Source organism: Kineococcus sp. G2 (assembly GCF_037154035.1).
Classification (GTDB): domain Bacteria; phylum Actinomycetota; class Actinomycetes; order Actinomycetales; family Kineococcaceae; genus Kineococcus.
Genome location: NZ_JBBBEM010000123.1, coordinates 42,886 through 54,318, shown reverse-complemented (window position 1 = coordinate 54,318; position 11,433 = coordinate 42,886). Strand labels below are relative to the sequence as shown.

At 69.1% G+C, this 11,433-nt stretch carries 8 protein-coding genes and 2 rRNA genes; 5 read left to right on the top strand and 5 right to left on the bottom strand.

The annotated features are described in order from the left end of the window. Positions 1 to 149: 149 nt before the first annotated feature. From V9U69_RS17375 to V9U69_RS17360, 4 genes are all read left to right on the top strand, one after another. A 23S ribosomal RNA gene (locus tag V9U69_RS17375) occupies positions 150 to 3,306 on the top strand. Between the two features lie 193 nt (positions 3,307 to 3,499). Beyond that, positions 3,500 to 3,616: ribosomal RNA gene (gene rrf / locus V9U69_RS17370) — 5S ribosomal RNA — on the top strand. A 369-nt stretch (positions 3,617 to 3,985) separates the two neighbouring features. Then, positions 3,986 to 4,999: a hypothetical protein gene (locus V9U69_RS17365; RefSeq protein ID WP_337063114.1), complete on the top strand. Its 1,014-nt coding sequence runs from the start codon at positions 3,986 to 3,988 to the stop codon at positions 4,997 to 4,999. Between the two features lie 69 nt (positions 5,000 to 5,068). Next, a complete protein-coding gene (locus V9U69_RS17360; RefSeq protein WP_337063113.1) occupies positions 5,069 to 5,284 on the top strand; it encodes a hypothetical protein in 216 nt (71 codons plus the stop codon). Positions 5,285 to 5,292: 8 nt separating this feature from the next. On the opposite strand, the gene V9U69_RS17355 is transcribed toward V9U69_RS17360, so the two are convergent. After that, entirely contained in the window at positions 5,293 to 6,648 is a 1,356-nt protein-coding gene (locus V9U69_RS17355) for a 6-phospho-beta-glucosidase (protein WP_337063112.1), read from the bottom strand. A 58-nt stretch (positions 6,649 to 6,706) separates the two neighbouring features. Next, a complete protein-coding gene (locus V9U69_RS17350) occupies positions 6,707 to 7,852 on the bottom strand; it encodes an ROK family transcriptional regulator (protein WP_337063111.1) in 1,146 nt (381 codons plus the stop codon). Between the two features lie 68 nt (positions 7,853 to 7,920). Between V9U69_RS17350 and V9U69_RS17345 the strand changes: the two genes are divergently transcribed. After that, complete coding sequence (locus V9U69_RS17345; protein WP_337063110.1) at positions 7,921 to 8,781, top strand: LacI family DNA-binding transcriptional regulator; 861 nt, start codon at positions 7,921 to 7,923, stop codon at positions 8,779 to 8,781. Between the two features lie 5 nt (positions 8,782 to 8,786). Here V9U69_RS17345 and V9U69_RS17340 read toward each other — a convergent pair whose 3' ends face one another. The 3 genes from V9U69_RS17340 to V9U69_RS17330 form a co-directional block, all read right to left on the bottom strand. Then, entirely contained in the window at positions 8,787 to 9,296 is a 510-nt protein-coding gene (locus V9U69_RS17340) for a PKD domain-containing protein (RefSeq protein WP_337063109.1), read from the bottom strand. 344 nt (positions 9,297 to 9,640) lie between these two features. Beyond that, positions 9,641 to 10,252 (bottom strand): DUF6318 family protein, encoded by a 612-nt coding sequence (locus tag V9U69_RS17335; protein WP_337063108.1) that lies wholly within the window; start codon positions 10,250 to 10,252, stop codon positions 9,641 to 9,643. 67 nt (positions 10,253 to 10,319) lie between these two features. After that, on the bottom strand, positions 10,320 to 11,390 hold the full coding sequence (locus V9U69_RS17330) for an HNH endonuclease (protein WP_337063107.1): 1,071 nt from the start codon (positions 11,388 to 11,390) through the stop codon (positions 10,320 to 10,322). Positions 11,391 to 11,433 lie beyond the last annotated feature (43 nt).

Sequence of the window (11,433 nt, the reverse complement as noted above, 5' to 3'; positions counted from 1 at the left end):
GATGGTGTGTTTGGTGCACCGTCTGTGAGTGTTTCTTTGTCGTGGTGCTTCGTCGAGTAGATTTTTTCTGTGTCTTTGTGGTTTGGGTTCTTTGGCTTGGGCTGCTGTGCGGCACGTCCCGTCCTCGGGTGGGGTGTGGTGTGTGGTGGTGGCAAGTGTGTAAGGGCGCATGGTGGATGCCTTGGCATCAGGAGCCGATGAAGGACGGGGGAGCCTGCGATAAGCCTCGGGGAGGTGGCAACCGAACGGTGGTCCGAGGGTGTCCGACTGGGGAACCCCGGCCGTCGTCATGGGCGGGCACCCGCACCTGAATGTATAGGGTTTGTGGAGGGCACGTGGGGAAGTGAAACATCTCAGTACCCACAGGAAGAGAAAACAACATGTGATTCCGTCAGTAGTGGCGAGCGAACGCGGATGAGGCTAAACCGTTTCCGTTGGAGACCTGGTAGGGGTTGCGGTTGCGGGGTTGTGGGAGTGTGTTGGAAGCGGCTACCGACGCTTCGGGCAGTGAGAAAGTCGTGGTATAGCCGAAGGATCTGGGAAGGTCCGGCGTAGTGGGTGAAACCCCCGTAGGCGAAATGCTGCGGCCTGTCTGGGCGCATCTCCCGAGTAGCACGGGGCTCGTGAAATCTCGTGTGAATCTGCCAGGACCACCTGGTAAGCCTAAATACTTCCTGATGACCGATAGCGGACAAGTACCGTGAGGGAATGGTGAAAAGCACCCCGGGAGGGGAGTGAAATAGTACCTGAAACCATGTGCCTACAATCCGTCGGGGCAGAGACTCGTTCTCTGTGACGGCGTGCCTTTTGAAGAATGAGCCTGCGAGTTAGTGGTACGTGGCGAGGTTAACCCGGGTGGGGTAGCCGTAGCGAAAGCGAGTCCGAACAGGGCGTTTTAGTCGCGTGCTCTAGACCCGAAGCGGAGTGATCTACCCATGGCCAGGTTGAAGCGCGGGTAAGACCGCGTGGAGGACCGAACCCACCAGGGTTGAAAACCTGGGGGATGAGCTGTGGGTAGGGGTGAAAGGCCAATCAAACTCCGTGATAGCTGGTTCTCCCCGAAATGCATTTAGGTGCAGCGTCGCGTGTTTCTTGCTGGAGGTAGAGCTACTGGATGGCCGATGGGCCCCACCGGGTTACTGACGTCAGCCAAACTCCGAATGCCGGTAAGTGAGAGCGTGGCAGTGAGACTGCGGGGGATAAGCTTCGTAGTCGAGAGGGAAACAGCCCAGATCATCAGCTAAGGCCCCTAAGCGTGTGCTAAGTGGGAAAGGATGTGGAGTTGCGCAGACAACCAGGAGGTTGGCTTAGAAGCAGCCACCCTTGAAAGAGTGCGTAATAGCTCACTGGTCAAGTGATTCCGCGCCGACAATGTAGCGGGGCTCAAGCACATCGCCGAAGCTGTGGCACTCACACGGGAAACTTCTCCCGTTCCTCCTTGTGGGTGGTGGGGGCAGGTGCGTGGGTGGGTAGGGGAGCGTCGTATGTGGGGTGAAGCGGCCGAGTGATTGTGTCGGGGACTGCACACGAGTGAGAATGCCGGCACGAGTAGCGAATGACGGGTGAGAAACCCGGCCGCCGATTGACCAAGGGTTCCAAGGCCAGGTTCATCCGCCCTGGGTCAGTCGGGACCTAAGGCGAGGCCGCCAGGCGTAGTCGATGGACAACGGGTTGATATTCCCGTACCGGTGTAGAACCGTCCATGTCGAATCCGGTGATGCTAAGCACCCAAAGCCCCTCGTTGCCTTCGGGCGTGAGGTGGTGGAGCGTGTGGCCCGATCCGGTAGTAGGCAAGCGTAGTAACAGGGGTGACGCAGGAGGGTAGCTTCCGCGTGGCGATGGTTGTCCACGTCCAAGGGTGTAGGGCGAGGTGTAGGCAAATCCGCACCTCTGACTTAGATGTCGAGCTTGAGACCTGATGGTGACCCCGTATGGGGGAAGCAGGGTGATCCCATGCTGTCTAGAAAAGCCTCGGCGCGAGGTTCGAGCCGCCCGTACCCTAAACCGACTCAGGTGGTCAGGTAGAGAATACCGAGGCGATCGAGTGAATCGTGGTTAAGGAACTCGGCAAAATGCCCCCGTAACTTCGGGAGAAGGGGGGCCTGAGACGTGAAGCCGCTTGCCGGCTAGCGTTTGAGGGCCGCAGAGACCAGGGGGAAGCGACTGTTTACTAAAAACACAGGTCCGTGCGAAGTCGTAAGACGATGTATACGGACTGACGCCTGCCCGGTGCTGGAACGTTAAGGGGACCGGTTACTCCACCTCGTGTGGAGGACGCTGAGAACTTAAGCGCCAGTAAACGGCGGTGGTAACTATAACCATCCTAAGGTAGCGAAATTCCTTGTCGGGTAAGTTCCGACCTGCACGAATGGCGTAACGACTTCCCCGCTGTCTCAACCGCGAACTCGGCGAAATTGCACTACGAGTAAAGATGCTCGTTACGCGCAGCAGGACGGAAAGACCCCGGGACCTTCACTATAGCTTGGTATTGGTGTTCGGAACGGCTTGTGTAGGATCGGTGGGAGACGGTGAAGCGGTCACGCTAGGGGTCGTGGAGTCAACGTTGAAATACCACTTTGGTCGTTCTGGATGTCTAACTTCGGTCCGTGATCCGGATCAGGGACAGTGCCTGGTGGGTAGTTTAACTGGGGCGGTTGCCTCCTAAAGAGTAACGGAGGCGCCCAAAGGTTCCCTCAGCCTGGTTGGCAATCAGGTGTTGAGTGCAAGTGCACAAGGGAGCTTGACTGTGAGACAGACATGTCGAGCAGGGACGAAAGTCGGGACTAGTGATCCGGCCGTGGAGTGTGGAATCGCGGTCGCTCAACGGATAAACGGTACCCCGGGGATACCAGGCTGATCTTGCCCAAGAGTCCATATCGACGGCATGGTTTGGCACCTCGATGTCGGCTCGTCGCATCCTGGGGCTGGAGTAGGTCCAAAGGGTTGGGCTGTTCGCCCATTCAAGCGGTACGCGAGCTGGGTTTAGACCGTCGTGAGACAGTTCGGTCCCTATCCGCTGCACGCGTCGGAAACTTGAGAAGAGCTGTCCCTAGTACGCGAGGACCGGGACGGACGAGCCTCTGGTGTGCCAGTTGTCCTGCCAAGGGCATGGCTGGTTGGCTACGTTCGGAAGGGATAACCGCTGAAGGCATCTAAGCGGGAAGCCTGCTTCGAGATGAGGTTTCCGTGCCCCGTTAAAGGGGTGGGAGGCTCCCTGGAGACCACAGGGTTGATAGGCCGGGTGTGGAAGCAACGACTAGCGAGTTGTGGAGCTGACCGGTACTAATAAGCCGATCACTTGTTACCAGCGCACACCAGACCTCACCGCACTAGGTGGTGGTGGTGGGTGGTTGGGTCGAGGAAGACGAGCACGAAGCATCGAAGGAATCTGCGGTTTCAGGGTGGGGTATCACGCTGGAGGAGCACTCGATGGGTCAGGTAGCGCGTTCACTGTGTGGCTCTCAGGACACAACCAGTTGATGGTTCCTGGCCCTTGTGGTCCGGTGGTCATAGCGGTGGGGAAACGCCCGGTTACATTCCGAACCCGGAAGCTAAGCCCACCAGCGCCGATGGTACTGCCCGGGAGACTGGGTGGGAGAGTAGGTCACCGCCGGCCACTCACGCTTGTGAGAACACAGGAAGGCCCTGCACTCCTCTTGAAGAAGGGGGGGTGCAGGGCCTTTCCTGCGTCCAAGGCCCGGGCAGGATCGGCGGTGCCTCACACACCACCACCACCGCCCTGCCTGTGGACAGCTCCGGGTGGCCCACGGCAGCCGACTAGCGTCGTCCTCCTCACCTCCTGAGGAGATCGATGTCGTCGTTCGAACGTCCACCGGTTCGTGTGCTGCCCCCAGGTGATCGTGCGTCGCGCTGGGCGGACCGGTCGGTCGCGGAAGCGTGGACCACCGAGGCGCTGCGAGCGCACGAAGCGCGGGTGCGCCGGGCTGCGAACCTGCGGGTCCCGTGGGTGGAGCTGCGGCTCCCTGTGCCCGACTCCGTCGGCACGCTGTTCGTGCGCACTGAGGCGGGCGTCGTCGAGCGGGCGGTCACGTGTGCAGTGGTGCGCCTCGACCTCTCCGGTCCGACACCGCTCATCCTCAGCTCCGTGCCGGAGGACCTGCCGGTGGGGGAGGAACGGTGGGAGCTGCTGCAGCTGCTGGCGGCCACCACGGCGATCGAGGACTGGCTCGACCCCCGCGCCGCCGTCGACGCACTGGCGACCGCCGACCCGATGACCGCGGCGGCGGCCCTCGAGCAGTGGCGCGCCGGGTCCAGGACCGCAGCGGGGCCCGCTGACCTGGTGACGACGGCGACCGGTGTCCCCGGCGAGCCGCCCGAAGGGGTGTCCTGGTCGGTGTGGGGCGAGTGGTTCGAGCGACGGCTCGCGCAGGGCCCCGCGCGTTCACCGGTGCGCGAAGCGCCTGCGCTCCACCGCGTCGGGCGCTTCGACCCCGACGTCTCGGTCGGTGACCTGGTCAGCGCCGTGCTCGAGACCCGGACGGACGCGCTCGAGCGGTGGCTCGCGGATGCCGGCGGCTCGCGCCGGCTACGGGTGGTCGTCGACGCCGGACGGCCCGTGGGGTCCGTGGAGCTGACGCACCCGGCCCTCTCGACGACCGCCCAGCACGTGGCGGTGGTGCTGCAGCGCGGGTCGGGGGCGTCTCCCCTCGTCCTCGACGCGCACCCCGAACTGCCTCCGGGCGGCTCCACGGAACGGTTCCCGCACCTCGGTGCCGTGCTCGCCGCGTACACCGGTCCTGCCCTGCAGCGGTTGGACGCTCAGCCGTGGCCTGCGCAGCAGGCACTGCTGCGGCAGGAACCGTCCGGTGTGGTGGACCACCTCCTGGAAGAGCTGCAGGACCTCGACCGCCTCGACGACGACGGCGTACGGGCAGCAGTCCTGGGGGCCGGGGGTGCCGTGCTCCCCGGTGACCTGCGCGGTTGGCTCCAGCGACTGCGCTGGCGCGCGCGCTCCTTCCCCTGGCGCGAGGAGGGCTGAGCCGTGCGCTACGGCGTGGTGACCGACGAGATGTCCGCAGCGGTGGGGCGCTTGCGCGAGGGGTCCCGGATGGCTGCGGAGCACCGCTCTGCGCTCAGCGCCCGGGCGGCCGGTGCCGACAGCTGGTGCGCGGGGAGGGCGGCGGAGGCGGCGCACGCCTTCTTCGCCACGCTGGCGCAGGCGGCGCACGGCGCGGCTGAGGGCCTCGAGGAGCTGGCCGGGCGGGTGGAGGCCGCGGTCGGGGCCTACGACGCGGTGGAGGATGCCGCCTCCCCCCGGTCGTGAGTGAGGCGTCAGCGCCGGAAGACCGCCGCCACCTCGGGGATGCGCTCCACGTACCCGTCCAGCAGGTCCCCGGCCAGTGCGACGGAGTCCACCAGCGGGTGCAGGGCGAACGCCCGCAGCGCCTCGTCGCGGTCGCCGTGCACGGCGGCCGCGATCGCGTGGCGCTCGACGGCCTTCACCTGCTGCATGAGCCCGAGCTGGTGCAGATCGGGTGGGGCCGTCGTCAGCGGGTGCACCCCGCCGGCGTCCACCGCGGTGGGGACCTCCACGACGGCGTCCTCGGGCAGGCCGGTGATCGTCCCGCGGTTGCGGACGTTGAGGATCATCGTGGCGCGCTCGTCGCGGCTGATGGCTGCCATCACCTGCAGGGCGACACCCGCGTAACCCTGCTGGTCGGGGTCGAGCTCCGGCCGGTCGGGGTGCTCCGCCACCGCACCGCCCCGGGCGTCCGCCATGTACGTGGCGTTGCGCTCGTTGACGGTCGCCCGCCACAACTGCGCCGCGCCGCCCTCGCGGGTGCGCGCCAGCTCCTCCCAGAAAGCTCCCTGGGTGCTCAGGAGGTGCTCGCCGCGGGTCTCCTCCGCGGCCAGTGCGCTGCGCAGCGCGTCGCGGTGGCGGTAGTAGTAGTAGAGGTACTCGTTGGGGATCACCCCCAGGGTCCGCAGCCAACCGGCGCCGAAGACGGCCGCCTCCTCCAGCGCGCCCAGCGAGGCGTCGTCGGCCAGGAGGCGCGGCAGGACGTCGACGCCGTCGTGCCGCAACCCCCGCAACCAGCCGAGGTGGTTCAGGCCGACGTAGTCGGGCTGAACGCGCCGGTGGTCCAGCCCGAGCTGGTCCGCGACTCGGCGCACCAGCCCGGACGGGGTGTCGCAGATGCCGAGGACCCGGTCACCGAGCACCGCTTGCATCGCCTCGGTCACGATGCCGGCCGGGTTGGTGAAGTTCAGCACGTGCGCAGCGGGAGCGTGGCGGCGCACCTGCTCGGCGACGTGCAGCATGAACGGCACGGTGCGCAACGCGTAGGCGATGCCACCCGGTCCGGTGGTCTCCTGGCCCAGCAGGCCGAGGTCCAGGGCCACGCGTTCGTCGCGGCAGCGGCCGGGCAGGCCGCCGACGCGCACGGCGGCGAACACGAAGTCGCTGCTGCGCAGCGCTTCCGTCAGGTCCGTCGTCGGTGCGAGGCGGGGCGGGCGAGGGAACTCCGCGGCCATCTCCCGCAGGACGCGGACCATGCCGTCGAGCCGCACCGGGTCGGTGTCGAAGAGCGCGAGCTCTTCGACGCGAGGTGAGCCGGTGTCGCGCAGCAGCGCCTGGTGGACGAAGGGGGTGCGGAAACCCGCACCGCCCAGGACGCAGAGCTTCACGGGGTGCTCGCCCTCCTGATCGGCCCGCAGTGTCCCGGGAACCGTAACAGCGCCGGGCTCAGTCCCCCAGGTTGTGCTGCTGCAGCACCAGGGCCGCTGCCCCCGTCGCCGAAGCGGTCGCGGCGGCGCTGGAGACGGTGACGGTGACGTCGCGGTGCCAGGTGCGCGCGTCCGCGGCCGACAGCCGCTCGGTGATCGCCGGCCCGTAGAGGGACGCGGCCACCGCGAAGCTCGGGCCGGTCAGCACCACGAGGTCCACGTCGAGCAGGTTCACCGCGGACTCCGCGGCCGCGGCCACCAGCCGCGCCGAGTCCTGCAGCAGCGCACGGCACCGGGGGGCGCCGGTGCGGGCGGCGCGGGCGATCGCGGCGAACTCCTGCGCGACGGGAGCCACCGTCCGCAGCGTCAGACCGGCCTCCCGGCGGGTCGCGGTGTCCTCGCGAGCCCGTGCCACGACCATCCGCGGACCTGCCAGCACCTCCAGGCACCCGTGGGCGCCGCACCAGCACTCCGGGCCGTCCACCTGCAGGCAGACGTGCCCGAACTCCCCGGCGCCCGGGCCGCGGCCGCGCAGGGGGCGCCCGTCGAGCACGATGCCGGAACCGATGCCCGCCCCCATGTACAGGGCGATGAAGGAACGCCGGGCGTCCACCCGCGCCACCCAGTACTCACCCACGGCGGCGGCGGTCGCATCGTTCTCGACCAGCACCGGCCAGCCCGTCTCCCGCCCCAGGTCCGCCACCAGGTCCTCCGGCACGGGCGTGGACCGCTCCGCCCGCACCAGCCCCACGCCCAGGCACCGGCGGCGGTCCGCACCGGTCGCCTCGAGCAGCACCGCCACGTCCGCCGCCAGTTCGGCGGCGCTCACCCGGGCGGGGCGCGCCGTGCGGGAGATGATGCCGCCGGTCTGCCCGGTCAGCACGAGCGTCGTGGTGGTCGCGTCCACGTGGATCCCGACGGCGGTGCGCGCGCCGGGGTCGAGGCGCAGCATCGTGCGCGGTTTGCCGCCGGTGGGGGTGCGACCGGTCTCCACGAGCAGGCCGTCGGCGATGAGCCGGCGCACCGTGGTGGAGATCGACGCCTCCGTCAGACCCGTGATCGCCGCGATCTCCACGCGGCTGAGCTGCTCACGCGCGCGGATCGCGTCGAGCACCCGTTCCCGGGCGCTCGTGCGGCGCGGCACCGGCACCTCCGTCTCGGACACCACGGAAGCATGCCACCCGCCCCGTGCGGGCGTCCGGGAGCGGTCACGGGGGGGTGGACAATCGGCCGGTGCGACGGGCGACGGGGACGGTGGGCGGCAGCAGCGGGCTCGTCGGCCTGGTGCTGGCCGGCGGTGCTCCCCGGGTGGGCGTGGAGCCGTTCTTCATGGAACTCGTCGGGGGCATGGAGGCGCGGTTGCGCCCCGAGGGGCGCAGCGTGCTCCTGCTGGTCGTCGCCGACGAGGCCGCGGAGGTGGAGACGTACCGGCGGTGGGCCGGTCACGGCACCGTCGAGGCGGTCGTCGTCGTGAACCTCACCGTGGGCGACGTCCGGCCCGTCGAGCTGCGGCGGCTCGGGTTGCCGGCCGTGCTCGCCGGTCACCACCCCGACGCGTCGTTCAGCAGCGTCGTCACCGACGACGCCGGTGCGATGCGCGCGGCGTTGCGTCTCCTGGCGTCCCTGGGGCACCGGGTCGTCGGCCGCGTCGCCGGTCCGGGAGAGCTCGTGCACACGCAGGAACGCACCGCCGGCATGCGCGAGGAGGCCGTGCGCAGCGGCCTGGACGTCCGCTGCGTCGAAGCCGACTACACGGCCGCCCGCGGGGTGGCGGCGGCGCGGGAACTGCTGGGGTCACCGGTGGCGCCGACCGCCCTGGTGTTCGACAACGACGTCATGGCCGTCGCCGCGACGGAGGACCTGGCACGCCGCGGTGTCGACGTGCCCGGCGCGGTCAGCGTGCTGGCGTGCGACGACTCACCGCTGTGCGAGATGGCCGTGCCCGGGTTGTCGGCGCTGAACGTGGACGTCCACGAGCACGGGGTGCGGCTCGGTGACGCGGTCCTCGACCTGCTGCTGCGCGGAACCGTCGGGCCGCGGCCCGGGCCCCCGGTTCGGGTGGCGGAACGCGCCAGCACCGGCCCGGTGCGCTGAGGACCTCACCGGACGAGGACGGTCGTGCCCTCGTGGGCCGTGACGGTCGCCGCCGGTGCGGAGACGTCCACGGTGCCGTCCACGGGCTGGAACGGCAGGCCGGCGATCGCGTACTCCGCGGAGTAGGTCGTCGTCAGGGTGATCGGGTACGTGCCGGGGCGGGTGTAGGTGTGCGTCGTCGACATCGCCGGGTAGGGCGCGCCCGGGTCGGCCGTGGGGCCCAGCGCCCCGCCGTCGCCGAACGTCCACGTGAACGCCTCGGGCGTCGCCCGGATCGTCACCGGGAAACCCAGCACCTCGACCTGCCGCGTCACCGGTGCGGCCTGCGCGTACACGTTCACCGGGACGTTGAGCACCACGTGCCCACCGGCGGGTTGCAGGTTCGCGGTGGACGGCGGCAGGCCGACGCGCCGCACGTCCTCCACGGTGACGGTCGGCAGCACCACCGGCTCACCGACCGCGGTGGTCGTGGGGCGGCAGGAGCTGCCGCCGCGCTTCCACGCTCCGCCGCCCACGGGGCGGCTCCAGTCCGTGAGGAAGACTTCGCCGGGACCGCAGACCGCCGAGGCGCTGCACGCGGAGTCTGCGCCGCCGCGGGGGTCGTCGGGGCCGTCGGGGCCTGCGCAGGGGGCGGTGAGGGTGTGTTCACGGGTGAGAGCGGTAGAGGAGGGGATACGCCCATTGCCCGTGGTCTCGGCATAGTTCTTCCCGGGCCTTACCGCTGACCCGTTGACAACAATCTCGGACTCGTCGACCGCGCTGCTCCAAGACGGTCCACGAATATCAGCCATCGCTTCGGTTCCGCTTGACATAGCCGCCGTGTAAACGAGCGCAGAGAGTATGAGTCGTGCCCGGGGACTCATCGAGGCATCTCCCATACTCGCCATCGCCCGTTGTGAAACTTCAGCTGCATCAGTCCGCTGAACTCTGTGCCAGGGAGGTCGGCCAGTGTGGTGTTGTCAGCGTTCACGAGGCGACCCGATGGAACGTCCATCTGCAACTGAACTCCAGCTTCCCCAGACTTTGGGTCGAAGTGCTCAACATAAGCGGATCTGAATCGAACCTCCCGGTTCTCCCAAGTGATCCCCTTTGCGTGAGCAACGTCGACGACCTCGGCGTCGTCTTGGCAGGCACCGCAGTCTGCCTCGCTGATGTCGCGGATGGCTGCGGAGTCGCCGGTGAGGTGCGCGTGGTTCAGAGTCTTCAGGTAATGCGCCGCGAACGCGATGGCGTCGTCCTCGGTGAACTCCGTCACGGGGAACGTGGGACGGGCCGTGGTGGGCGACGGTTCCGCGACCGCGGTCGCGGTCACTGCGGGGGCGGCCTCCGGGGTGACCGGTGCGGAACTCGCGGGAGGCGCGGGGGCGGACGGTGTCGGCTGAGGGGTGACCGTCTCGTCCGTGCCGCACGCCGCGAGCAGGGCGAGCGCCGTGGCGGCGCAGGTGAGCGGGGCGCGGGCGGCGAGGGGCACCCGGGGACGGTAGGGCCCGGAGGACGTCCGCGGCGGTTGTCACCCGTTCGGCTGTGGGAAACCCCGCTCAAGCGACGAACCGGGCGGCGCCACCGGGGTGCAGCAGGTCGAACACGCCCGGCGCCCGCCACAGCGGTGTCCCCGCGGGGCTGGTGCCGTACAGGCCCGCCGCGGCGCCGGTGACCCGTTCACGTTCCAGAGGCCAGCGCAGCGGCTCGGCGACGGCCCGCAGGTCGGTGTCGTCGCGGGCGAGGGCGCGGGTGACGTGTTCCACGGCGGGCAGGGTGGCGGACTTGGCGAGGTTGCAGCGGGCGTCGGCGACCACGAGGTTCACGACCCCGTCGATGGCGACGCGCGACCACGGCAGCACGTGATCGACGTGGGTGCCGGCGCGCAGGGGGCCGCCGCAGTAGAAGCACCGGCCGGCCTGCAGGTCGGTGAGGGCGGGTGCGAGGCGGGCGACGGCTGTGCGGGCGGCCCCGAAGAGGAACCCGTGCAGGTCGGGGGCGTCGAGCTCGGCGGCGTTCATGCGCTGCACGTCGGCGACCCACCACTGCTGCAGCACCGGTTGCAGGAGCCCGGCGACGCGGGCGAGGGCCGTGGCGACGCCGGGGTGCAGCTCGACCGCCCAGCCGTGCGCGTCGAGCTCCGCGACGGTGATCTTCTTGTGCAGCCAGGTGTCGTCGTAGAGGAACGGGGTGCCGGGGGCGGAGGTGCCGGTGCGCTGCAGGGCGAACAGCGGTTGCTGCGCCAGCGTCTGGGCGACGGCCCGGCGGTGGCGGGCCCACCGGTCCGGGTCGGCGGCGCGCAGCTGGGCGGGGGTGGTCAGGCCCGCGGCGTCCGCATCGGCACGCAGCTCGCGCACCGCGTCGGGCAGCGAGCGCCCCGACTGCTCGTTCTGGCGGAGCACTCCGACGCCGGAGAAGGTGCGGACCTGCGGCCAGTACAGGTCGACCACCCGGTCGGCGAGGTCGCCGATCGGCACCCGCAGGGGCGCGTCGGGGGCGGTGGGGTGCTCCAGGCAGTGCTGCAGGAGGGCGCTGAGGGCGGCCAGCTTGTAGGTGGACACGCGTCGGCCGGTCGCGAGCAGCTCGGCGACGCGGGCGCCGACCTCCAGCGGCTCCGGGATCGTGCTCACCGGTGGACGCTACGTCACCGATCGGGTGAGTGGGCGAGGACGT